Raw genomic sequence first — 23074 nt, forward strand, 5'->3', positions numbered from 1 at the left:
TGCGATTGGAGCGAAGCACGTTAATCACGAGCGCCGACCCTGTATGTCGGGCGGCGATGGCATGGATGTCGGAACGCGGGATCAGTCGTCGTCGCGGGACCAGCCGCCGCGCCGCGGTTTGCCGCCGGGCTTCGGGGCCGCCTTGCGCTTCAGGCGTGCCTCGAGGGTGGCCGCCTGCTCCTCGCGCTCGTCGTGCAGCTTCAGGAAATTTCGCCAACGCTGCGGCGACAGTTCACCGGAAGCCAGTGCGGCCTGGATGGCGCAGCCGGGCTCGTTGCCATGGCTGCAATCCGCGAAGCGGCACTGCGCGGCGAGCGCCTCGATATCCGCGAAGAGGTCGAGGTTTTCCTCGCCGGTGAGCTTGAGCTCGCGCATGCCCGGCGTGTCGATCAGGCACCCACCGGACGGCAGGCTGAGCAGGGCCCGGTGCGTCGTGGTGTGCCGGCCGCGACTGTCGTGCGTGCGTACGGCACCCGTGGCCATCCGTTCTTCGCCCAACAGCGTGTTGGTGAGGGTCGACTTGCCCGCCCCCGACGATCCGACCAGCACGGCGCTCATGCCGGGGCCGAGGTAGGGCGCCAGCAGGTCGACCGTCGCCGTGTCTTTGGCGTTGATGGCATGCACGGCGGCATCGGCGGGCAGGCGCGGCACGAGTTCGGCGACTGCCCGATCGACGTCCACACCGGTGTCGGCCTTGCCCAGCAACACCACCGGACGCGCACCCGAGCCTTCGACGAGGGTCAGGTAACGTTCGATGCGGGACGGATTGAAGTCGCCGTCCAGCCCGGTGAGCACCAATACGTAGTCGATGTTGGTCGCGATGATCTGCCGCTCGTAGCGCTCGCCCGCCGCCGCGCGGGTCAGCACCGAGCGCCGTGGCAGCACCGCCTCGATCACCGGATGGCTGGCATGGTCGAGGAAGACGAAATCGCCCACGGCCGGGCGCAGCGATGGATCCAGGCCACGCTTCAGGAAGGGGCCGGCGGGTTGCGCGTTGAACGCCGACGACCCGTCGTGCACCTCGTAACCGGCGCGATGCTGCGCCACCACGCGCGCGAGTCGGCGTGGATCGTCGGGCAGGGCCGCATCGCGCCAGCCGATATGGCGCAGGCGCGCCAGGTCCGAGGTGTCGGTCATGCCGCGATTATGCCTGCTCGCGGGGCTGGAAGGACGCTGCTAGGATCGGGACACGACCGCCGGGGAATGCCCGGCGCAGCCAGCGGACGCACCACGTGTCACCGATCAAGCCCAGCGCGCACCTGGCGGAAGTGCGCTACGAAATCCGCGGCGCCCTCACACGGCGCGCGCGCGAGATGGAAGCGGCCGGCCAGCCGATCATCAAGCTCAACATCGGCAATCCCGGTCGCTACGGCTTCACGACGCCGCCGCACCTGCGCGAAGCCATCGGCGCGCACCTGGGCGACAGCGAGGCCTATGGTCACGAACAAGGGCTGGAAGAAGCCCGAGAGGCCATCGTGGCCCAGCAGCGGGCGCGCGGCGCGACGGACGTGGACATGGACCGTGTCTTCGTCGGCAACGGCGTCAGTGAGTTGATCGACATCTCGCTCCGCGCGCTGCTCCAGCCCGGCGACGAAGTCCTGCTGCCCAGTCCGGATTATCCGCTGTGGAGCGCCGCCACGATCCTCAACGACGGCAGCCCGCGCTATTACCGCTGCCTCGCCGCCAATGGCCACCTTCCGGACCCGGACGAGATCGATGCGCTGGTCGGCCCGCGCACGCGAGCGCTCGTGCTCATCAATCCGAACAATCCCACGGGCGCGGTCTACCCCCGGGCCTTGCTCGAACGCATCGTGGAGGTCGCACGCCGGCACGGCCTGCTCCTGCTCTGCGACGAGATCTACGACGAGATCCTCTACGACGACGTGCCCTTCCAGCCCCTCGCGGCCATCGCGGGCGACCATCCCTGCGTCAGCTTCGGCGGCTTGTCGAAGGTGCACCGGGCATGCGGTTACCGCGTGGGCTGGATGAGTCTTTCCGGTGACCCGCGGCGCACCGCCGACTACCGCGACGCGCTGCAACTGCTCGCCGCGCTACGGCTGTGCGCGAACGTCACGGCGCAATGGGCCGTGCGCCCCGCGCTCCTCGACAAACCGACGATCGGCGCCTTGACCTCACCCGGCGGACGCCTTCATGAAGCCCGCCGCATCGTGCTCGACGGCGTCGCCGCCAGCCCCTTCCTCGATGTCGTGGCGCCCGGCGGCGCGATCTACGCCTTCCCGCAAGTACGCGCGGAAGCCATCGCGCAGTTCGACGACACCGCCTTCGCGCTGCGCCTGCTGGAAGAGGAAAACGTCCTCGTCGTTCCCGGCACCAGCTTCAACCTGTCCGCGAGCCGACACCTGCGCCTCACCTTGCTGCCCGAGCCGGCGCAGCTGGCCGAGGTAATCGTGCGCATCGACCGTGTGCTCGGACGGATGGCGACGGAGGCGACTCCGGCCGCCAGCGCGGTCGCCTGATCCGTGGCGGCAGCGACGTTTCTCGCCCTGGGCGACTCATACACCATCGGCGAGGGCGTCGCCGAGGAAGGCCGCTGGCCCGTGCAGCTGGTTGCGCGGCTGCGCGAACGCGGCTTCGCCATGGATGCGCCGCGCATCATCGCCGCGACGGGCTGGACCACGGACGAACTCGCATCGGCGATGGACGCCTCCCGGCTCGAGCCCCACTACACGCTGGTCACGCTGCTGATCGGCGTGAACAACCAGTATCGCGGGCGATCCGTCGCCGAATACCGCGAGCAGTTCACCGCCCTGCTCCAGCGCGCCGTGAGTCTCGCCGGCGATGCCGGCCGGGTCGTGGTGGTGTCCATCCCCGACTGGGGCGTCACGACGTTCGCGGAAGGACGCGACCGCACGGCGATCGCGCGTGAGATCGACGTCTTCAACGCGATTGCACGTGAAGAGACGTTACGAATGCATGCGCGGTCGGTGGACGTGACGTCGGCTTCGCGCGGAGCGGGCGCGCTGTCTGGAATGCTGGCGGATGATGGGCTGCACCCCTCCTCCGCGCAGTATTCGCATTGGGTTGAAGCCATCATTCCTGCAACGGAGGCTGCGCTGCGCGGCAAAATTGACTAGCGCTAGCTAGCGAGACGGTTCAGTTGCGTCAAGAGGTCGGGGAGCGCGGTCTCGACAGTTTCCCATACGACATCCAGGTTGATATCGAAGTATCCATGAGCGATGCGATTTCGCATGCCGCGCATGCTACGCCATGGAATATCGGTATGTGTCGAGATGAAGTCCGGATAGCCGTCCATGAGTTTGGTAGCGGCCTCGCCGATGATGATGAGGCTCATGATGACCGCCTGCTGCGTACGCTTGTCACTGAGGAAGTCGGCCTTTTCCATGGCTTCCACAAATCCTCACGCGTCCGTCGCCGCCTGCCTCATGTGGTCGAGATAATCGCACTGGCGATGATTCGTCATATTGGCCTGGCTTCCGCCAGGACCTGTGCGCGGAACGCTGGGGGCAAATCGGCTGGCGTCAGGAGGTCGACCGGGATACCTAAAAGGCTCTCCAGCTCAACCTGCAAACCACCCAGATCGAAAAGCGTGGCCCCTGGGAGCGCATCGACGAGTACGTCCAAGTCGCTTCCGTCTTGGTCGGTGCCGTGTAACACCGAACCGAAGATGCGCGGATTGGTCGTGCGGAAGCGGCTGGCGGCTTCCCGGATGGCTTCTCGTTTCAGGTCGAGCAGGATCGAAGGGCGCATCGTAGCTCTCCTGTTTCACACGGGCGGTTGGGGCTAATGATGCGAGAAGATGGCGCCCGTCGTCCATGCGGAGGCGCAACATCCCTGCAACACCCCCGCCATGACCCGGTTACCTCGCGCCCGGAGACTGGCAACCCGGGACGACCCCGGGAACCGATGCCATGGCGAAGCTCACCTGCCGCAGCGCCTTCATCTCCGACGTGCACCTCGGCACGCCCGACTGCAAGGCGGCCTACCTCCTCGACTTCCTGCGCAGCCTGGAATGCGAGAGGCTCTACCTCGTCGGCGACATCGTCGACCTCGAGGCACTCGCGAAGCGTCATTGGTGGCATCCGGACCATACCGCCGTCCTGGCGGAACTGGTGGCTATCGCCGGGCGCGGGATCGAGGTGATCTACATTCCCGGCAACCACGACTACCAGATGCGCGGCCTGGTCGGCACCAGCATCGCCGGCATCAGGGTCGAACTGGACGCCATCCATGAAGGCGCGGATGGACGCCGGTACCGGGTCAGCCATGGCGACGAGTTCGATCCGGAACACGTCGGCCGGCGCTGGATCGCATGGCTCGGCGATACCTTGCATCGCTTCATCTGCTGGGCGAACCGCCGTGTGCACGCGGTGCGCTCACGCCTGGAGCTGCCGTACCTGCCGCTGTCGATCATCCTGAAGTCTCACGTCGGCGCCGCGCTGGCCTATATCCGCGACTATGAACAGCGCGTGGCACGGGACGCTGCCGAGCGCGGACTCGACGGCCACATCTGCGGTCACATCCATTTCGGCCACGTACGTCCGATGGACGGGATCCTGTACCTGAACGACGGTGACTGGGTGGAGCATTGCACCGCCCTGGTGGAAGATTTCACCGGCGCCATGGAGCTGATCCACTGGACGGACCGGGTCACTCCGCTGGGCCGTGCCAGCCGCGAGACGGTCCTCCCGTCGCCCCAGGCCGTGCTGGGCTTCGCACCGCTGGCGGACTGCCGGGCCGACCTGTCGAGCTTGCGCGGGGCCGGGGTGTCCGTAGCGGGTTGAAACGGACCGGAACGGGCCCATGTGCGAGGGATGCCGGTAAAATGGCTCCCCTTTCCCCTCCCGCGGTGACCCCATGGCCCTCGATACACCCACCCGCGAGCGCATCGAATCCCTGCTCGGCCAGCACGACGTCGTGCTGTTCATGAAGGGTACGCGCCAGCAGCCGATGTGCGGTTTCTCCGCCGCGGCAATCAACACCCTGAACGACGTGATCCCGACCTACCACACCGTCAACGTGCTGGAGGATCCGGAAATCCGCGAGGGCATCAAGGATTTCGGCCAGTGGCCCACGATCCCGCAGCTCTACGTCAAGGGCGAGCTGGTCGGCGGCTCGGACATCATCCGCCAGATGTACACCAGCGGTGAGCTCTACAGCCTGTTCGGCGCGCCGGCGCCCGATCGCACGCCGCCGGAAATCACCATCACGGAGAAGGCCGCCGAGGCCATCCGCGGTGGCATGGCCAACGCCGAAGGCATGGCCCTGCACCTGGAGATCGGCCCCGACCACAGCGCCGGCTTCCAGTTGGCGCCTGCCGGCGACCACGACATCGTGACCGTCGCCAGCGGCATCGAAGTGCACTTCGACCCGGGTAGCGCCGCGCGCGCCAAGGGCGTCGTCATCGACTGGGTGTCGACGGTGCAGGGCGAAGGCCTCAGCCTGAAATTCCCGGGCGCGGTCGAGATCGCTTCGATGAGCGTGCAGGCATTGAAGGCGAAGCTCGACGCGGGCGACGTGGTCCTCGTCGATACCCGTCCTGCCCAGAATCGCGCGGTGGTCGCACCGATCGACGGTGCGCGCATCCTGGAGAACGAAGGCTACGAAGGCCTCGCCCAGCTGCCGAAGGACACGCCGATCGCCTTCATCTGCAACGTGGGCGTCTCCAGCCGCGCGGCCGCCGAGCGCTTCGCGGCGCATGGCTTCACGCAGCTATTCAACGTCGAAGGCGGCATGGACGCGTGGATGCGCGAGATAGGCGGCTAAGCCCACGCAGCGACGAGGCCACGCGGTGCGCTACCGCGTGGCTTCCGCGGCTTTCTCGCCGCGCAAGGCTCCGGCGCGACCAGGGGCCTGGCTGAGCGCCATGTTGAACGCGGCCAGCGCCGGTCCCGGTTGCTTCTGCGCCAGCAGGATTTCACCGAGCTGCTCACGGGCGGGGACGATGGGCCCCGGCGTCACCGGACGTTTCTCGACCCTGTCTTCCCGTTCGGCGGCGTCGGTCATCAGGGCCACGGCTGCCGAAGCGTCGCCCTTGGCCTGAGCGGCCCATGCCTTCACCTCGGAGGCGAGCACCCCGGTCTGCACGGACCAGTAGTCGTCGCCGGCGGTCTTGAGTTGCGCCTGGATCCGATCGAGGCGGCTCGCCTGGGCGTTGGCCTCCTCGGGATGTCCGCTCCGCGCGAGACCCATTCCCTTCGCCCACACCGCGATGGCGACGACGGACGCCGGGGCGCCGGCAGGTGGCGCTATCGTAGCCGCCTCGTTCCACCGGCCTTGTTCGACGACTTCGCGAATAGGCATGGCCGTCACCGGATAGGCGATCCCGAAGTCGTCCATGTCCAGGCCGTGCATGGCCTTCAACTCGCCAATGACTCCCCGCGCTTCGCGATCGCGACCGCTCTGCATGTACGCATAAACGAGGTAGTCCATCGCGTGCACCTGGCCCATGGTGTCGTCATGCTCGCGTGCCGCTTTCTTCGAAGCGAGGTTGGAGCGGATCGAATCGTCCCACAGGCCGAGCCGGGTGAAGATGTGCGAGGGCATGTGCAGCGCATGCGGCGCCGAAGGGGCGATGTCCGCGTACTTCCTCGCCGCCGGTAGGCCGCGTTGTGCCAGTTCGGCACTGTCGCAGGCATGGATCAGGTAGTGCGCGATGCCCGGGTGATCGGGATGGGCGCGGAACAGCGGGTCGAGGATGGCGATGGCCTGCTTCTGCTTCGCGTGCGTCTTGTCGGTCATCGGCGCGTTCGACAGCAGTGCCACCGCATAGAACACCTGGGCCTCGACGTCCTCGGGATCGTCGCGCGCGACACCGGCCATCGCCTGTTCGTAGGCGAGCGTGCGCGCCGCGGGCTTGGCGTCCTCGCCGCCATAGAGCTTTCCGAGCGCCTGGATGTACGCCCGCTCACGCGGTGACGCATTCGTCGCCAGGCGCGCCGCCACGCGAGCCTCGGCCTGTGCGCGGGCGAAGGTTTCCGCCGGCAGGGCGGGCGACCAGACAGGGTGGAAGAACGCCATCGCGATCCCCCAGTGGCCCATGGCGCACTTCGGGTCCTTCGCCACGACGCCCTCGAAGGCCTGACGGGCCGCGGCATACGCGAACGAGTGAAGGAGGGCGACGCCGCGATCGAACGACGTTTGCACCGATGGCGCGCAGGAGGTGGAAAACGACACGTCGCCCAGTTTCTCGGGGACACCGTGGTCGTGCATCTCCTGGGCCTGGGCGGCGGATGCCATGAGCAGCGATAAGGCGAAGACGCGCAGGAAAGCGATCATGCCAGACTCCGTTTGACGGGCGTCGCCGGCCCGCGGAAGCGTTGGAATGTACGCCTGTCCGGCACCCTTGCCCATCGGCAGAATGGCCGATAGCGACCAGGTGCCGATCGCCGAAGGCTATCGCGAGACGAGGATCATCAAGGTCACGGCTTCCACCAGTTCGACCAGCGCACCGGCCGTGTCGCCGGTGAAGCCGCCGAGTCTGCGCATGACGGCACGGCGCCATAGCCAGCCGATCGCGAAGGCGCCGAGGAGCGCGATCACGCCCGCCTTGCCGAAGCAAAGCGACGACAGCACGGCCAGTGCGATCGCGACATGGCATCCGGCGATAGGTGCGCCGCGCAAGGGGTCGCCGAGACCACCCGCGCGCACATAAGGCGTCATGAGGAACCACACGACGATCGCCGCGCGGCCCAGCAGCGGCGGCAGCAAGAGCAGCCATGGATCGCCCAGCGTGGCGAGCGCCGAGAACTTCAGCAGCAATACCAGGACGAGCGAGACGACACCGGCGGGGCCGCTGCGCGGGTCCTTCATGATGGCCAGCGTGCGGGTGCGGTCGCCGAGGCCGCCGATCCAGGCGTCCGCGCTGTCGGCAAGGCCGTCGAGGTGCAGCGCGCCGGTCAGGGCCACCCACGCGACGAGCACGATGGCCGCCGCCGGAAGCGGGTGAAGCACGCCAGAGAGGAGTGTCGCGGCGCCCGCCAGCAGCGTGCCGAGCACGAGGCCCACCAGCGGATACCACTTGAGCGAGCCGGCGAGCGCATCCGACCGGGGCTCGATCCGCGGCACCGGAAGGCGCGTGAGGAAGCCGAAGGCGATGGCGAGGCCGCGCATCACGTACCCGACGCGCGCCATGCCAGCGCATGCAACGAGGCGTGCGGCACGTCGATCCCCGCCATGTCCCCGAAGTCGCGCCCTTCGACGAGGCAGCGCAGCAGGCGGATCGCTCCACCGTGTGTCACCACCAGCACGCGTGCCGTCGATGCTTCGATGGCGACATCGTCGAGCGCTTGCGAGAGCCGCCCGCGAAACGCCTCGAAGGTCTCGCCATCAGGTGGCGGGTAGGCGACGGGGTCACGCCAGAAGCGAGCCAGCGCTTCGCCGTCCCGCTCGGCGATCGTCTCGATGGGCACGCCTTGCCATGCGCCGAAATGGTATTCGATCAGGCGCGCATCGATGCGCAACGGCAGGCCACGCCGTTCCGAAAATTCGTTCGCGAAGGCGGCACAACGCGACAGCGACGACGACACCACGCGGTCCCACGTCATGCCCTCCACCGCGTCGCGCAACTGCTGCCATCCGAGTGTCGACAGCGGGTCGTCCCGTTGTCCGCGGTAGCTGCGCTGGCCCGTGTCGCCGTGCCGTAGCAGATGGATGCTCATGCTTCCGACACTCCCGCTTCGGCGAAGGTCGCCATCGAGCCGTGCAACGCGCAAGCCAGGCGCAGCAGCGGCACCGCCACCGCCGCACCGCTGGCTTCGCCGAGGCGAAGGTGCAGGTCGAGCAGGGGTTCCGCCGCGAGCGCCTCCAGCACGCGCGCATGGCCGTGCTCCTGCGAGCGGTGCGCGAAGATCAGCCATGGCCGCGTGTCGGGGCGCAGCGCCACGGCGGCGAGGGCCGCGACGCTGGCGATGAAGCCGTCGACGAGGACGGGCAACCCGCGTTGTGCCGCGGCGACGAACGCACCGGCAAGTGCGGCGATCTCGAAGCCACCGAGCCGGCGCAGCCGCTCCCGCGGCGTGACGGCGTCCGCATGCCGCGCCAGCGCAAGCGCCATCACGCGTGCCTTGTGCGCGACGCCGTCGGTGCCGAGACCGGTGCCCGCCCCGGCCAACGCCTCGGGCGCCTCGCCGAGCAGTGCGCAGGCGAGCGCCGCGGCGGCCGTCGTATTGCCGATGCCCATCTCGCCGCCGACGTAGATGTCGGTGCCTGTCGCGACCGCATCCGCGACGCTCGCGACGCCCGCGGCCAGTGCGGCGTCGAGTTGTACCTCGGTCATCGCGGGCCCGGTGCAGAAGTTAGCGGTGGAAGCGGCGATGACATGACGGCGCACGCCCGGGATCTCGCCCGGGTCGTTTACCGTGCCGAGATTCACCACCTCGAGCGTCGCTTGCAGTTCGCGCGCGAGCACGGCGATCGCCGCGCCACCCCGCGCGAAGTTGCGCAGCATCTCGCCCGTCACCGCCTGCGGAAATGCCGAGATGCCTTCGGCCGCCACGCCGTGGTCCGCCGCGAACACCGCGATGCGCACGCGCGTGGCGCTCGGTCGCGCGATGCCTTGCAGGCCGGCAAGTTGGATAGCGAGCGCCTCGAGCCTGCCGAGGGAGCCCGGCGGCTTGGTAAGCGTGCCCTGCCGTGCCGCAGCCGCAGCGGCGGCGGCCTGATCCGGTACGCGGCAGGGCGCCGCGAGCCAGTCGTTCATGGAAGCGTTCCTTTGAGGGTCAGGGGCAGGCCCGCCGCGACGAAGACGACGCGGTCGCATCGCTGCGCGAGAGCCTGGTGGAGCCGGCCCGCCTCGTCGACGAAACGGCGGGTGAGTTCGCCCAGCGGTGTGATGCCGAGGCCGACCTCGTTGCTCACGAAACACACGTCGCCGGGAAGCGCCCTTGCCTGCAACAAAGCGTCGCGCTCCCTCTCGAAGCGCGACGCGTCTTCCGCGCCGAGGAGGTTCGAAAGCCACAAGGTGAGGCAATCGACGAGGACGAAGCGATCGTCGCGCGCATGGCTGGCCAGCGTGTCGGCGAGCGCGAGCGGCTCCTCGACGAGACGCCATCCGGTCGGGCGCCGCGAGCGGTGGTGAGCGATGCGCTCGCTCATCTCGGCATCCAGCGCCTGCGCGGTGGCGACGTACACCACTTCCCGGCCGCTGGCGATGGCAAGCCGTTCCGCCAGGGCGCTCTTGCCCGAACGCGCGCCACCGAGGACGAGGCTCAGCATGGCGACATACCAAACAGCGAAGTGAGCATGGCGGTGTCCAGATGTGCGTCGACGGTATCCGCAAGACGATCGAAGGTGGCTTCGCGCAGGGACGGGAGGTCCAGTGGCGCTGCGTGGTCGAGACCCGCTTCGCCCAGCAGTGCCGCAAGCGCCTGCGGATGGTCGAAGAGGCCGTGCAGGTACGTTCCCAGCACACGGCCATCGTCGGACCGCGCACCGTCGCCGCGTCCGTCGTCCAGCTGCACCGCAGGCCGCGCCAGGCCCGGCCCGACACTCACGCCACAATGGATCTCGTAGCCGGCAACCTCGGCGCCGCCCGGAACGAGACGGCCATGGACGTTGCGCAACTGCTTCGTCGGCGCCAGCGTGGTCTCGAGGTCGAGCAGGCCCAGGCCGTTGTCGGAACCGGGAGCACCTTCGATGCCCTCTGGGTCGTGCACGGCACGGCCGAGCATCTGCATGCCGCCACAGATGCCGATCACCTTGCCGCCGTAACGAACGTGGCGAAGGATCGCGCTGTCCCACCCTTGCCCGCGCAACCACGCGAGATCCGCGCGCGTGGACTTCGAACCGGGCAGCACCACGAGATCGCAGGCGGGAAACACTTCCCCCGGGCCGACGAACAGGCAATCCACCTCCGGGTGCAGGCGCAGCGCGTCGAGGTCGGTGTGATTGCTGATGCGCGGCAGCGCCGGCACGGCCACGCGCAGGCGCGCGCCTTCTTTCGCTGCGCGGGCCTGTGGCAGCGCATCCTCCGCTTCGAGCACCAGCCCATGCAGGTACGGAAGGACACCGAGCACCGGCTTTCCCGTCTCCCGCTCCAGCCAATCGAGGCCCGGTTGCAGCAGCGCGATATCGCCGCGGAAACGATTGACGACGAAGCCGACGACCCGTGCTCTCTCGCTCTCCGACAGCAGCGTCAGCGTACCCACCAGATGGGCGAAAACCCCGCCGCGATCGATGTCGGCCACCAGGATCACGGGACAGTCGACCGCCTCCGCGTAACCCATGTTGGCGATGTCGCGGTCGCGCAGGTTGATCTCGGCCGGGCTTCCCGCCCCCTCGACCACGATGGCGGCATACGTGGAAACGAGGCGCTCGTGCGAGGCGAGCACGGCCTCCATCGCCACGCGTTTATAGGCGTGGTAGCCGACGGCATCCATGTTCCCGACGGAACGGCCGTGCACGATCACCTGTGCGCCCGTGTCGCTGTTCGGTTTCAGCAGCACGGGATTGAAATCGGTGTGCGCCGGCACGCCCGCGGCCTGGGCCTGCACGGCCTGGGCGCGACCTATCTCCCCGCCATCGATCGTCACCGCGGCGTTGAGCGCCATGTTCTGCGGCTTGAACGGCGCGACGGCGACGCCCCGGCGGTGCAGCCACCGGCACAGCGCGGCCACGACCGTGCTCTTGCCCGCATCCGAGGTACATCCCTGGACCATGACGACGCGGGCGCTCATGCACGCAGTTCCGTTAACGCACGATCCAGCCGCGCGAAGGCGGTGTCGTCGGCAGGCAAACCGAAACGCAGCGCCTGTGGCGCGGAGAAATGGCGCACGAGGATGCCGCGTGTCGCCAAGGCGCGATAAAGCGCCTCCGCGTCGGGACGCTCGCAGTACTGGAAGAACTCGCAACCACCGGAGGGACGCAGGTCATGCCTCGTCAACAGGGCAGCCAACCGCGCCGACGCATCGCGCAACCACGTACGCGCCGACGCCTGCCATGCGCGATCAGCGAGTGCCTGGGCGACGACGTGACGCGTCGGTCCCGCCAGAGTCCACGGACCCAGCGCCTCGGCCAGCGCCTCGAGCAATGCCGGCCACGCGGCGACGAAGCCAGCGCGAGCGCCAGCGAGACCGAAGAATTTGCCGACGGAACGCAGGACGATCAGGCCCTCGCGCACGTGGGATACGAGGCTTTGCTCGGGCTGCGTGTCGATGAATGCCTCATCGACAAGGAGCCAGGGACGCCGTGCATCGGCATGCAGCTCGAGAAGGCGATGGCGATCGAGGCACACGCCCGTGGGATTGTTCGGGCGAACGAGGACCAGCACGTCGAACGTCGACGCATGCGCAAGCAGTTCCTCCAGCGGAAGCGCCACCACCTCGTGCCCCGCCTGACGCCATGCGTGCGCATGCTCCGCGTATGCCGGGTCAACGACCGCGACGCGCGATGGTGGGCGCAGGCGTGGCAGCGCACCGATCGCCGCCTGCGATCCGGCGACCGGCAACACATGGTCCGTACCGTAATAATCCCGCGCAGCGTCGAGCAGGCCATCGTCGTCCTCCGGCAAGCGGTGCCATGCCGATGCGGGTACCGGCGGCAGGGGCCATGCGTGCGGGCTGATGCCGGTAGAGAGATCCAGCCAGGCTTCGCGCGGCATGCTGAACTCGCGTGCCGCGCGCCCGAGGCGTCCGCCGTGCTCAAGCATGGGCAGCCGCTCCAACGACGATAGCGATCACGAGCCATGCCACGACACCGCGATCCACGAGCCGCAGCGCGCGAAAGACGGCACCAGCATCCGCCGGATCGCCTTCGCCCAGCTCGGGACGTTCCTCCCAACGGCCGTGGTAAGGCGCAGGGCCACCGAGCCGCACACGCAGCGCACCGGCGCCCGACGCCATGACCGGGCCGGCGTTGGGGCTGTCCCACGCCGCAGCCTGCGCGCGCCAGCAACGGATGGCACCCCTGAAGTGGCCGAGCGCCGCGTATGTCGACGCCGTGAGCCTGGCCGGAAGAAAACCGAGCACGTCGTCGGCGCGCGCCGCGGCCCATCCAAAGCGTTCGTAACGTGGCGTGCGATAGCCCCACATCGCATCCAGCGTGTTCGCGAGCCGGAACAGCAAGGCCCCGGGCGCGCCGAGCAGCACGAACCAGAACAGCACGCCGAAGACGGCGTCGTGACCGTTCTCGAGCACGGATTCCGTCGCGGCGGCGGCGACACGGGTCTCGTCCAGCGCCTCGGTGTCCCGACTCACCATCCTGCCCACGCCTTCGCGGGCGCGATCGAGGTCGCCGTCGAGCAACGCCTGCGCCACGGGCCGCGCATGGTCGCCAAGACTGCGCCTGCCCACCGCGAAGCAGACCACGACTACATCGACCGCGAAGGACGCAGCCATGGGCAGGTATGCACGCAGCACGCAGAGCAAGGCGACGGGCGCGAGGACGCTGAAACACCATGCCGCGACGCCGGCGAACCGGGCGTCGGCATACAGGATTTGTTCGCAGGCACTCGCGAAGCGCCCGAAGCCGACCAGGGGATGGAAGCGTCGCGGTTCACCGAATACCGCGTCCGACAGCAGCGCGACCAGCATCGCGAGCGCGGTCGTCATGGCAGGAACAGGCGCGCCGCTGCATCGGGATCGGAAGGGAAGTAGAAGTGCACGAAACTCGCCGTCATCCTGCCTCGCCGATAGATGCGCTCCGCGGTGGGACCACCGTGCGGATTACCGGCGATCGCCAGCGGCTCCGCCTCCACGTCGGCCTGCGCGTAGTGGAACGAGTGGCCCCGCAAGGTTCCCTCGGGGAGCCGCGCTTCCTGCATCCCGAGGGCGGCGAGGCGCGGCTGCATCGCTGCGCTGCCGCGCAGCAAGCCCGCCATCTCGCCTTCGTGACCGTCGCGGTCGGTCAGTCGGTCCAACGCATAGAGGAGACCGCCGCATTCGGCGAGCAACGGGCGGCCCGCATCCACATGCGCGTGCAGGGAGCGACGCAGGTCGTCGTGTGCCGCGAGCGCCTCGATGTGCAGCTCGGGGTAACCGCCCGGCAACCACACCGCATCGCACGGCGGCAACGCGTCACCGGCGACGGGCGAGAAGAACGCGAGCTCCGCGCCCGCCGCACGAAGCGTGTCGAGGTTCGCCGGGTAGATGAACACAAACGCGGCGTCGTGCGCGACCGCGATACGCACGCCTCGCAAAGGCTGTCGGGGCGCGATGACGTCAGGCGCGGCAAAGGCCACGGTGGGTGGAAGACCCGACACGCCTTGGGCCAGCCACGCATCGGCGAGGGCATCGAGACGCACGTCGATATCGTCCAGCTCGCCGGCGGCGACGAGGCCAAGGTGGCGCTCCGGCAAGGCCATCGACGCGTCTCGCGGCAAGGCGCCATACCAGTCGATGCCGGGCGGCAGGCTGTCGCGCAGCAAACCGGCGTGATACGCACCACCCACGCGGTTCGCGAGCACGCCGCGCAGCGTCAGCCCGGAACGGTAGGTCGCCAGCCCGTGCGCCAGCGCGCCGAAGGTCTGCGCCATGGCACTGCCGTCGATGACGGCCAGCACCGGGAGACCATAGGCGATCGCGAGGTCGCCGCTGGACGGCGATCCGTCGAACAATCCCATCACGCCTTCGACGAGGATCAGGTCCGCGTCGCCAGCCGCGTCGTAGAGGCGGGATCGCACCTCCGCCTCGCCACCCATCCAGGCATCCAACTGGTACACCGGCGCACCGCTGGCACGCGCGAGGATCATCGGATCGAGGAAATCGGGACCCGTCTTGAACACGCGCACGCGCCGTCCCTGCCGCGCATGCGCACGGGCCAGAGCCGCGGTGACGCTGGTCTTGCCCTGCCCCGAGGCGGGCGCGGACACCAGCAGCGCCGGGCAGTGCCGGCTCATAACTCCACGCCCTTCTGCGCCCGGATGCCTGCCTGGTACGCGTGTTTCACCACGCGCATCTCCGTGACGGTGTCCGCCGCCGCGACGAGCTCGTTCGGTGCGCCGCGGCCGGTCACGACGACGTGCTGTCGTTCGGGACGCGCACTGAGTGCTACGAGCACACGGTCGAGCGGCAGGTAACCCTTTACTAGGGCGATGTTGAGTTCGTCCAGTAGCACGAAGTCGTACGACGGGTCGCCGAGCATGCGCTCCGCTTCTTCCCAGGCCGCGGTCGCCGCGGCGATGTCGCGCGCCTTGTCCTGCGTCTCCCAGGTGTAGCCCTCGCCCATCACGTGGTAGTCCAGCGGGCCGTCCTCGAACATGCGGAAAAACGCCTCCTCGCCGGTGGAAAAGCTGCCTTTGATGAACTGCACCACGCCGCAGCGAAAGCCATGGCCGAGCGACCGCGCCAGCATACCGAAGCCGGACGAGCTCTTGCCCTTGCCGTTACCGGTGTTCACCACCAGCACGCCACGATCGATCGTGGCACGGGCGATGCGCCGGTCGATCAGTTCCTTCTTGCGACGCATGCGGTCGCGATGGCGCGCTTCGTCGTCCATGCCTGCCCAGGGCGTGGCGTCGCTCATGCCTGCGCGGCCCGATCGCCGGTGGCGCTGGGCGCGAAGCGGAATACCAGCGCCTGCACGACCTGCGCGGTCAGCACATAGCCCGCGGCCGCGCGGACGAAGAGCGGCGCCCACTGGGCGAAGCGCTGTACATACTGCGCCATGTTCGGCTCCGCATACCGGCCGCCGAGCCAGTAGAAGGCACCGTTGGATACCGCGTACGAGAGCGTGGCGCTCACGAGCAGACCCGCGAAGACCAGGGCGTGCGAGGCCAGCGAGCCGTTGTAACGCGGCGCGAGCAGGCGGCCCGCATACCAGAGCACGGCGTACGCGAGCGGCATGAACGAGTACGCGATCGTGATGCAGAAATCGCTCACGCCGGCATAGCTCACCGAGTACCAGTCCACCAGCACCGAGAGGACCACGAAGGCGAGGAAGGCGAGGTGCTTACGCAGGTAGATGCCGCCGAGGAAGAACAGGGCCATCGACGCGTCGGGAAGGTGCAACGCGTCGCCGAAGTGGTTGAAACGCGTGGCGATCATGAGCAGCGCGAACAGCGCGGCGACGGCGGCGAACAGGGGGCGTGACAAAGGCTTCATCGCGGAATCTCCGGGAGTGTGCGGATCAGGAACGGGGCTGGTAACGCAACGTGAGCAGCCAGTTGCGACCAGGCTGGTTGAAATAGCGGGCGGTCTCGTAGTGGCGGTCGAACACGTTGTTCGCCGACAACTCGACCTTCCAGGCATCCGCGAACGCGTAGGCCGCGCGCAGGTCGGTGAGCGCGTAGCCGCCCAGGCGGTGCGCGTTCGCGGTGTCGTCGTAGCGATAGCCCGAGGCCGACAGCCCGGCACCGATGCTCAACGCACCGAAGTTGCGATCGACGTCGAGGTTGGCGCTACGGCGGGCGCGCCGCGGCAGGAGGTTCCCGTGCGTCGGGCCATCGGTCTCGTCTTCCGGCTGGAGCCAGGTCGCGTTCCCTGAAAGGCGCCACTCACCCAGCGTCGTATCGGCCGCCAGTTCGACGCCACGGATACGCGAGCGCGCGATGTTGTTGGCGCCGCCGAACGGGAACAGCGGTCCGCTGAGGCTGGCGTCGAACACGATCAGGTTGTCGATCCGATTCTGGAACGCGTTGAGCGACCAGCCGCCCCAGCCAGGGGTGCCGCGCAGTCCCAGCTCCCAGTTCCGCGACGTTTCGGGACCGAGGTCGGGATTGCCGTAGTCCGGATAGTAGAGATCGTTGAACGTGGGCGCCTTGAACGCGGTGCCGTAGCTGCCGGTGACGCGCAGGGTCGTCGTCAGCGCATAGCCGTATTGCAGGCTGCCGGTCGTCTTGCCGCCGAACTGGCTGTTATCGTCGCGACGGAGGCTGCCCTGCACGGAGCTGTCGCCGAACTCGCCCTGCCATTGCGCGAACAACGCATGGTTGCGTCGCGCGTCGACCAGGTAATCGGTGTTGCCCACGACGCGGTCGCGCTGCCAATCGAAGCCCACCGTGGTGAGGCCGGCGCCACCGGCGACCCGGCCGATGTCCGCCTGCACCGAAGCGAGGTCGCGGTGCGTGTTGAACGTATCGGCGTACGTCCCGTTCTCGTAGTCGGTGGAAAGGTCGTCGCTACGGCCGAGGTTCGCCGTCACCACGACCTCCTGCGCGGGCTTGTAGCGCAGTCGGCCGCCCAGCACCTGGGTCGCGGACTCGGCGAAGTTGCTGCTCGTGCCGTCGTAGTGGTTGCGGCCTTCCGTGCGCGTCGCGTTGGCGTCGGCATCCCACTGTTCGTCGAAGCGCCAACCGCCCTTCAACGACAGCGCGTTGTTGCGATAGCCGTCCTTGTCCGGCTCGTACGTGAAGCAGCCGCCACCGCCCGGGCTGGGCTTGCCACGACAGGCATTGATGCCATCGGTCTGGTCGTGGCTTGCTTCGACCGAGTACCAACCCTGCGCGCCGCGACCGGCGAAGCCGGCGGAACCGCGCACGGTGCCGTAGCTACCGACACCGATGGAGGCATTCGGTACGAAGGCACCGTCGGGGTGGCGGGTGAAGATCTGGATCACGCCACCGAGCGCATCGGATCCGTACAGGCTCGAGTAGGGCCCGCGCACGATCTCGATGCGCTCGATCTGGTCGACCGGGATGTCCTGGAAGGCTGCGGTGCCGGAGGTGGCGGAACCCACCTTCACGCCGTCGACGAGCACGAGCACGTGGTCGGATTCAGTGCCACGCATGAAGACGGAGGTGGCCTTGCCGGGCCCGCCATTGTTGGCGATCGAGACACCGGGCGTCCTGCCGAGCAGGTCGGCCAGGGAGCGCGGTTGCAGGCGCTCGATGTCCGCGCGGTCGAGCACCGTGGAGGCGGCAAGCACCTGTCCCAGCGCTTGCTCGGTACGGCTGGCGGTGACCACGACCTTGTCCAGGTCCGTGGAAGCGTCGGCGGCGAACGACACGCCGGGCACGAGGAAGGCCGTCGCGATGGCGACCGCGAGGGTGGAGGAACGAAACGACACGGTGTAACTCCCTGCTGACCGCGCCAACCCGCGCGGCATGAATGGCGAGGGACGGGAGCAGGGAATGCGGGATTGCCGGCGGGGCGTGCTCGACGGCCACCCACGACATGGCCCTCCGCCTGTCCGGTGTACCTCGAGGCCGGTCTCCGGGCTCGCGAGCGCAGGCCGTGGGGCCTGCCGGGCGGCGCCTTCCCATGCCTCGAGGGCACAGTGGCTGGATGCCGTCCTCTTGCTCGCCTACCGTTGCGGGGGCAGCTCCGGAATGGCGGCGGCATGGAGACCGCGCGCGTCACCGGATTCCCGTTTCAATCCGCGGCGCTGACGCCTTGGATCACCTTGGGCGGCGACAGTGTAGCCGAAGCGGGAACGCGCCGGTCGCGCCAGCGCAGGAACGGCCGTTCCACGGCGTAGTGCAGCAAGGCGCCGCCGGCGAGGGTCGCGGCGGCGAAGAGGCCGAAACGCAGGTAGCGGTCGTCGGCCCATCGTCCGTCCAGGCCCCTTTCCACCAGCGCGAACACGAGTTTGTGGCTGAGGTAGAGACTGTAAGAGGTACCGGCAAGCCAGCCCGCGCCGGGAACCTGGAGCCGGGCCAGCCACGTCCCTCCGCTCGCCGCGATGACAAAGACAGCCATGGCCGCCGAAAGCAGCGGGTACCCGATGACGCAGGGCCAGAACGCGGTCCGTGCGCCGTCGAACATGACGAGCGATGCCGCGAGCAGGACCAGGCCCGTGACAAGCAGCCTCGTCGTGTGTGCCCGCAACCGCGTGAGGATCGCCGGCCGGTAGACGCGGCACGCCGCCAGTACGACGCCAGCCAGGAGTCCGTCGAGGCGCGACCACGTCGGGTAGTAGAGGTGGCGCAGGTATGCCAGTCCGGCATTTCCGCCCGCCGCTTGCACCGGCGCCACCACGTGCGTCCACAACCAGGCACGCAGGACCATGCCGCCGAGGACTACGACGGCGCACACCGCGACGAACTTCCAGACCGCTGGCCGGCGCGTCAGCGCGAAGGCGAGGAAGGGGAACGCGAGGTAAAAATGCTCCTCGACGCATAGCGACCAGACGTGGGAGAACGCGTAGTTGTCGCTGGTATCGAACAGCAGGTTGAAGGTGAATGTCGGGAACTGCCACAACGGCTGCATGCCCGGCGTTTCGCGCCAGTCGGGCAAGAGCGCGTAGATGGCGAACACCACGAGGAAGGCCGGCAGGATGCGCACGCCGCGGCGCCGGTAGAAACCCACGACATCGAGGCGCCCGGTCGCCTGCAACGATGCCAGCACCTGCGATCCGATGAGGTAACCGCTGAGCACGAAGAACAGGTCCACGCCCATCCAGCCGGAGCGTTCGAGCCCACCGTAGCCCTCGCCGAGGCCTCCGACGTAAAAACTGTGGAACAGCATCACCCAGACGATCGCGATCGCGCGCAGCGTGTCCAGCCCTGGCGTCCTGTGCATCGATATCTCCCCTTGTCGGTGGCGAGATACTGAGCCACCCCAAGGCCATGTTCGGGCCCGGGTCGTGGCGTTTCGCGGGCACGCCGGGGCCTCGGACGCTACGATGGCGCATCGGGGATGGCATCGGGGCACGACGAATGGCGAATACGGCGCGCGGGTCGCTCGCTTGCGTGGGCGTGGGCATGACGCTCGGGTCCCACATCACGCCATTGGCCCGCAGCCATATCGCGTCGGCCGATGTCGTTTTCGTCGGCGTGTCCGACGGGTTGGTCGAACAGTGGGTACGCCGGATGCACGGCGACGTGCGCAGCCTGCAGCCACTGTACGGCGAGGAAAAGCCGCGCCAGGAGACGTACCGGGAGATGGTCGACGCCATGCTTGGCGAAGTCCGTGCGGGCCGGCGGGTCTGTGGGGTCTTCTACGGCCATCCCGGCGTCTTCGCACAGGCACCGCACGAGGCCGTGGCACGAGCGCGGGAGGAGGGTTACGTCGCCCGGATGGAACCGGGGGTATCGTCGGAAGACTGCCTCTACGCCGATCTCGGCGTAGATCCTGGCCGGGTCGGCTGCCAGCATTTCGAAGCGACGCAATTCATGCTCTACCGCCGCGTGGTCGACACCTCCGCCTGGTTGTTGCTCTGGCAGGCAGGCATCGCCGGCGACCTCACCGGCGGGCGGTTCGACACCGACGCGCGGCGACTCGCGGTGCTCGCGGACGTCCTGGCAAGACACTACCCGGTGCAGCACGACGTCATCGTCTACCGGGCGGCCACCCTGCCCTTCCAGGATCCACGCATCGAGCGCATCGCCCTCGCCACCCTGCCGGAGACCACCCTGGGCACGTCCGATACCCTCGCGGTACCACCGTGCCGTGCCCTCGAGCCCGATCCCTCCATACGTGACCGGCTGACGGCGCTCGCCCGGGCGTCCTGAACGACAATCTTCACCGACAGGCGGGTCCGCCGCGCTATGATCGGAGGGCGTACGGGGACCTGGGAGGTGTCCGGCGCCATCGACAGGGGAACACATGTCCAACGTCATCGATTTCCTGGAGCGCATGGGCGCCGACGCCGCGCTGCGTGCCGCGGGCGCCGACGAGCTGACCCGCGAACTCACCGCCTCCGGGGTCGAGGGAGACCTCGCGGCGGCAATCCTTGCCGGTGACGAAGACACGCTCCGCGCCAGGCTTGCCCCCCGCACGTTCTACGGGATCCAGCTCGATCGCGAAAAAGAGGATCCGGACCCGGAACAGGAACGCAAGGACGACGAGGAAGCCACCGTTCGTCTCGCGCAGTACCAGGCGTAAGCATCCCCGATGGGCATCGTGGGTCGCGTCGTGCACCGCTGCCGGCTGGCGATCGCGCTGCTCGCCCTGGCTGGCCATGCCGGCGTCGCCATTGCGCAGCTCCAACCGGGCGAGAACGCTACCGCGACCCTGGCCTGGGCCGACGCGAACAAGACGTCGGACCATCAGAAATTCGTTGAAACGGTCACCCGTCTCGGACACGAGGCGGCCACACTGACCGACAAGCAGCGCGCCCATCTCCGCTACCTCGAAGCGTGGCAGGTGGCATACGCGGGCGACTATGAGACCGCCGTGCCGCTCCTGGAAACCGTCGTCGGAAGTTCACCCGACAAGGTGTTGCGGTTCCGCGCCACGGCCACGCTGATCAACATCCTGGGCATCGGCCACCGCTACGAGGAGGCGTTCTCGCGGCTCTCGGATCTCACCGACATGCTGCCGAGCGTGACCGATCCGCAAGCGCGACTGCAAGGACTGGGCGAGGCGGCGCAGATGCTCGCGACGGCGGGGCAATACGACCTCGCCGCCGAATACGCGGACCGCATGATCCAGAGCACGCCCGCCGGCGACAGCGCATGCAAGGGCACCTTCATCAAGCTGCACTCGCTTTTTCGCGGCAAGCGCATCGATGGAAACGATCCACGTTACGCGAAGGGCATCGCCGATTGCGAGGCCGCCAGCGAAAACCTGATCGCCAATGCGCTGCGAGCGGACGTGGCCGACACGGCCATCCGCGACAAACGCCCGCGCGATGCCATCGATATCCTCGAAAAGAACTACCCCGCGGTCCTGCGCGACAGCTACGCGAGCCTCACGTCGCAAGTGGAATCGCTGCTCGCGCAAGCCTGGTGGGATGTGGGCGACGCCGCTGCCGCGGAGAAATACGCCGATGCCGCCGTGAAGAGTGCGCCGGGCAAGGACTACTCCGAGCCGCTGGCCGCGGCGCTGCGCACGTTGTTCCTGATCGCCAGGCAGCGCGGCGACTTTGAAACCGCGGTGCAATGGCTCGAACGGTACATGCAGGCCGACAAGGGTTACCTGGACGATGTGAGCGCGCGCGCGCTCGCTTACCAGATGGTGAAACAGCAGCTCACCTCCAGCCGCATGGAGGCCGACGCGCTCGACCGGCAGAACCAGATCCTCCAGTTGCAGCGCGAAGTGGACCGCCGCGCCGTGGAAACCAGCCGCCTCTATATCGTGCTGCTCCTGACGGTGCTGGCGACTATCGGGTTGTGGCTCGCGCGCACGAAGCGCTCGCAGCTGCGCTTCATGCGCATGGCCCGCCGTGACAGCCTGACCGGGATCTGCAATCGCCAGCATTTCGTCGAACGGGCGCAGCAGGTGCTGCTCGCGGCGCAAAAGACGGGCAAACCGTCGTGTCTCGTGCTGTTCGACCTCGATCACTTCAAGCTGGTGAACGACACCTACGGCCATGCCGAAGGTGATTGGGTGCTGTTGCGTGTGGTGGCCGAATGCCGCGACCATCTGCTCCAGGACGATGTGTTCGGGCGTCTCGGCGGCGAGGAATTCGCGATCCTGTTCCCGGGCATCGACGAGGCCGCCGGTGCGAAGCGTGCCGAACTTATCCGTGCAGGGATCGCCGCCCCTCCCGCCGGCGGCCCGTCGAGCGCGCGTGTTACGGCGAGCTTCGGCGTTGCATGCACGCTGCGTCACGGTCACGACCTCGATCGCCTGCTCGTCGTGGCCGACGAGGCACTTTACGGCGGCAAATCGACGGGACGCGACCGCGTCGTGGTCGCCATGGAGGAACATGCGACGGCGAAGGCGCCACCCCCGATGGCTGCCACGCGGACCGAACAGCCATTCGGATTGGCGCGGCCCTGACCGAAGGCACCCGCCCCGCACGTGGCGGGACGGATGCCGGCATCACTACAGGCAGCCGTTGATGCTGTCGTAGACGGAGTGACGGGACATCGGAAGCTTCGCGTTCAGCGGGTCTTCCCCATTCACCATTTCGTAGAACGACTCGATCGGCGTGTTCTTGGCGAGCATGAGCTTGCACTTGAAGAGCTTGGCCGTGGTCGTCACCGCACCGGTCTTGTTGTTCACGCTGGCCGTGCTGCCGGCGAAGGTCCACCGGCACTGCTTCAGCGTCGACTTCGTGGCGTCCACCGAGCAGCGCAGTTCCATGGCGCGCAGGTTAGGGTATTCGCCTTCGCAGAACGTGTCGCCACAGACGGCGTCGAAGCCGGCGACCAGTTTTGCTTCGGCGGCGAAGAAGCGACTCATGCCTTCCTCGTGGGCCGGCCAATCGACGGCATCGACGTACCGCTGGGCGACCGGCTCCGCGGCGGCGAATGCGGTGCCGGCGAAACCGGCGGCGGTGAGGACGAAAAGGCTTGCGGCGAGGGTCTTTCGGATCATGCGGTTGTCTCCGT

General features: G+C 68.1%; 23 protein-coding genes, 1 pseudogene and 1 riboswitch. Of the genes and pseudogenes, 7 read left to right on the forward strand and 17 right to left on the reverse strand.

Annotation, left to right across the window (positions count from 1 at the left end; translation table 11 throughout):
* Positions 1 to 81 precede the first annotated feature (81 nt).
* Entirely contained in the window at positions 82 to 1137 is a 1056-nt protein-coding gene (gene rsgA, locus ACQKIE_RS06810; protein ID WP_427457157.1) for a ribosome small subunit-dependent GTPase A, read from the reverse strand.
* A gap of 95 nt (positions 1138 to 1232) precedes the next feature.
* On the opposite strand from rsgA, the gene ACQKIE_RS06815 reads away from it, so the two are divergent.
* A complete protein-coding gene (locus ACQKIE_RS06815) occupies positions 1233 to 2477 on the forward strand; it encodes an aminotransferase class I/II-fold pyridoxal phosphate-dependent enzyme (protein WP_427457159.1) in 1245 nt (414 codons plus the stop codon).
* Positions 2478 to 2480: 3 nt separating this feature from the next.
* The gene (locus ACQKIE_RS06820) at positions 2481 to 3095 is read left to right on the forward strand and encodes an SGNH/GDSL hydrolase family protein (RefSeq protein WP_427457161.1); all 615 of its coding nucleotides are present in this window, start codon (positions 2481 to 2483) and stop codon (positions 3093 to 3095) included.
* Between the two features lie 2 nt (positions 3096 to 3097).
* Here ACQKIE_RS06820 and ACQKIE_RS06825 read toward each other — a convergent pair whose 3' ends face one another.
* Positions 3098 to 3364 carry a HepT-like ribonuclease domain-containing protein gene (locus ACQKIE_RS06825; protein ID WP_427457163.1) on the reverse strand — a complete coding sequence of 89 codons (267 nt, stop codon included), beginning with the start codon at positions 3362 to 3364 and terminating at the stop codon, positions 3098 to 3100.
* Positions 3365 to 3438: 74 nt separating this feature from the next.
* Positions 3439 to 3729: a nucleotidyltransferase family protein gene (locus tag ACQKIE_RS06830; RefSeq protein ID WP_427457165.1), complete on the reverse strand. Its 291-nt coding sequence runs from the start codon at positions 3727 to 3729 to the stop codon at positions 3439 to 3441.
* Positions 3730 to 3890: 161 nt separating this feature from the next.
* Here ACQKIE_RS06830 and ACQKIE_RS06835 point away from each other — a divergent pair, with 161 nt between their 5' ends.
* Both ACQKIE_RS06835 and grxD read left to right on the forward strand, forming a co-directional pair.
* On the forward strand, positions 3891 to 4763 hold the full coding sequence (locus ACQKIE_RS06835) for a UDP-2,3-diacylglucosamine diphosphatase (protein ID WP_427457167.1): 873 nt from the start codon (positions 3891 to 3893) through the stop codon (positions 4761 to 4763).
* A 73-nt stretch (positions 4764 to 4836) separates the two neighbouring features.
* Entirely contained in the window at positions 4837 to 5745 is a 909-nt protein-coding gene (gene grxD / locus ACQKIE_RS06840; RefSeq protein WP_427457169.1) for a Grx4 family monothiol glutaredoxin, read from the forward strand.
* Positions 5746 to 5775: 30 nt separating this feature from the next.
* Here grxD and ACQKIE_RS06845 read toward each other — a convergent pair whose 3' ends face one another.
* The 13 genes and pseudogenes from ACQKIE_RS06845 to ACQKIE_RS06905 form a co-directional block, all read right to left on the reverse strand.
* Positions 5776 to 7257: a hypothetical protein gene (locus ACQKIE_RS06845; protein ID WP_427457171.1), complete on the reverse strand. Its 1482-nt coding sequence runs from the start codon at positions 7255 to 7257 to the stop codon at positions 5776 to 5778.
* 117 nt (positions 7258 to 7374) lie between these two features.
* Positions 7375 to 8094, reverse strand: a complete 720-nt coding sequence (locus ACQKIE_RS06850; RefSeq protein ID WP_427458403.1) for an adenosylcobinamide-GDP ribazoletransferase — start codon at positions 8092 to 8094, stop codon at positions 7375 to 7377.
* On the reverse strand, positions 8091 to 8639 hold the full coding sequence (locus tag ACQKIE_RS06855; RefSeq protein ID WP_427457173.1) for a histidine phosphatase family protein: 549 nt from the start codon (positions 8637 to 8639) through the stop codon (positions 8091 to 8093). Before ACQKIE_RS06855 ends, ACQKIE_RS06850 begins: the two co-directional genes overlap by 4 nt.
* Entirely contained in the window at positions 8636 to 9679 is a 1044-nt protein-coding gene (cobT, locus tag ACQKIE_RS06860; protein ID WP_427457175.1) for a nicotinate-nucleotide--dimethylbenzimidazole phosphoribosyltransferase, read from the reverse strand. Before cobT ends, ACQKIE_RS06855 begins: the two co-directional genes overlap by 4 nt.
* Entirely contained in the window at positions 9676 to 10194 is a 519-nt protein-coding gene (gene cobU / locus ACQKIE_RS06865) for a bifunctional adenosylcobinamide kinase/adenosylcobinamide-phosphate guanylyltransferase (protein WP_427457177.1), read from the reverse strand. Before cobU ends, cobT begins: the two co-directional genes overlap by 4 nt.
* On the reverse strand, positions 10188 to 11654 hold the full coding sequence (locus ACQKIE_RS06870) for a cobyric acid synthase (protein WP_427457179.1): 1467 nt from the start codon (positions 11652 to 11654) through the stop codon (positions 10188 to 10190). The genes cobU and ACQKIE_RS06870 overlap by 7 nt, the downstream gene beginning before the upstream one ends.
* Positions 11651 to 12625 (reverse strand): threonine-phosphate decarboxylase CobD, encoded by a 975-nt coding sequence (cobD, locus tag ACQKIE_RS06875; RefSeq protein ID WP_427457181.1) that lies wholly within the window; start codon positions 12623 to 12625, stop codon positions 11651 to 11653. Before cobD ends, ACQKIE_RS06870 begins: the two co-directional genes overlap by 4 nt.
* Positions 12618 to 13526: an adenosylcobinamide-phosphate synthase CbiB gene (gene cbiB / locus ACQKIE_RS06880; protein ID WP_427457183.1), complete on the reverse strand. Its 909-nt coding sequence runs from the start codon at positions 13524 to 13526 to the stop codon at positions 12618 to 12620. The genes cobD and cbiB overlap by 8 nt, the downstream gene beginning before the upstream one ends.
* A complete protein-coding gene (locus ACQKIE_RS06885; RefSeq protein ID WP_427457185.1) occupies positions 13523 to 14812 on the reverse strand; it encodes a cobyrinate a,c-diamide synthase in 1290 nt (429 codons plus the stop codon). Before ACQKIE_RS06885 ends, cbiB begins: the two co-directional genes overlap by 4 nt.
* The gene (cobO, locus tag ACQKIE_RS06890; protein ID WP_427458405.1) at positions 14809 to 15411 is read right to left on the reverse strand and encodes a cob(I)yrinic acid a,c-diamide adenosyltransferase; all 603 of its coding nucleotides are present in this window, start codon (positions 15409 to 15411) and stop codon (positions 14809 to 14811) included. The genes ACQKIE_RS06885 and cobO overlap by 4 nt, the downstream gene beginning before the upstream one ends.
* Before the next feature lie 23 nt (positions 15412 to 15434).
* Positions 15435 to 16016, reverse strand: coding sequence for a hypothetical protein (locus ACQKIE_RS06895; protein ID WP_427457187.1), 582 nt, complete (start codon positions 16014 to 16016; stop codon positions 15435 to 15437).
* A 25-nt stretch (positions 16017 to 16041) separates the two neighbouring features.
* Positions 16042 to 17958 carry a TonB-dependent vitamin B12 receptor gene (gene btuB, locus ACQKIE_RS06900; protein WP_427457189.1) on the reverse strand — a complete coding sequence of 639 codons (1917 nt, stop codon included), beginning with the start codon at positions 17956 to 17958 and terminating at the stop codon, positions 16042 to 16044.
* 81 nt (positions 17959 to 18039) lie between these two features.
* Positions 18040 to 18273, reverse strand: a riboswitch (cobalamin riboswitch).
* Positions 18273 to 19373, reverse strand: a pseudogene (locus ACQKIE_RS06905) (acyltransferase family protein); the annotation flags it as partial. (Overlaps the previous riboswitch by 1 nt.)
* A gap of 137 nt (positions 19374 to 19510) precedes the next feature.
* On the opposite strand from ACQKIE_RS06905, the gene ACQKIE_RS06910 reads away from it, so the two are divergent.
* The 3 genes from ACQKIE_RS06910 to ACQKIE_RS06920 all read left to right on the forward strand — a co-directional run bounded on the left by ACQKIE_RS06910 (position 19511) and on the right by ACQKIE_RS06920 (position 22520).
* Complete coding sequence (locus ACQKIE_RS06910) at positions 19511 to 20305, forward strand: SAM-dependent methyltransferase (RefSeq protein WP_427457191.1); 795 nt, start codon at positions 19511 to 19513, stop codon at positions 20303 to 20305.
* A 94-nt stretch (positions 20306 to 20399) separates the two neighbouring features.
* Positions 20400 to 20678: a hypothetical protein gene (locus ACQKIE_RS06915; RefSeq protein WP_427457193.1), complete on the forward strand. Its 279-nt coding sequence runs from the start codon at positions 20400 to 20402 to the stop codon at positions 20676 to 20678.
* Positions 20679 to 20687: 9 nt separating this feature from the next.
* Positions 20688 to 22520, forward strand: a complete 1833-nt coding sequence (locus ACQKIE_RS06920; RefSeq protein WP_427457195.1) for a diguanylate cyclase — start codon at positions 20688 to 20690, stop codon at positions 22518 to 22520.
* Between the two features lie 45 nt (positions 22521 to 22565).
* Here the strand turns inward: ACQKIE_RS06920 and ACQKIE_RS06925 are convergent, their stop codons facing one another.
* The gene (locus ACQKIE_RS06925) at positions 22566 to 23060 is read right to left on the reverse strand and encodes a hypothetical protein (RefSeq protein WP_427457197.1); all 495 of its coding nucleotides are present in this window, start codon (positions 23058 to 23060) and stop codon (positions 22566 to 22568) included.
* Positions 23061 to 23074 lie beyond the last annotated feature (14 nt).

It is taken from the genome of Luteibacter sp. NPDC031894, from assembly GCF_050273135.1.
GTDB lineage: Bacteria > Pseudomonadota > Gammaproteobacteria > Xanthomonadales > Rhodanobacteraceae > Luteibacter.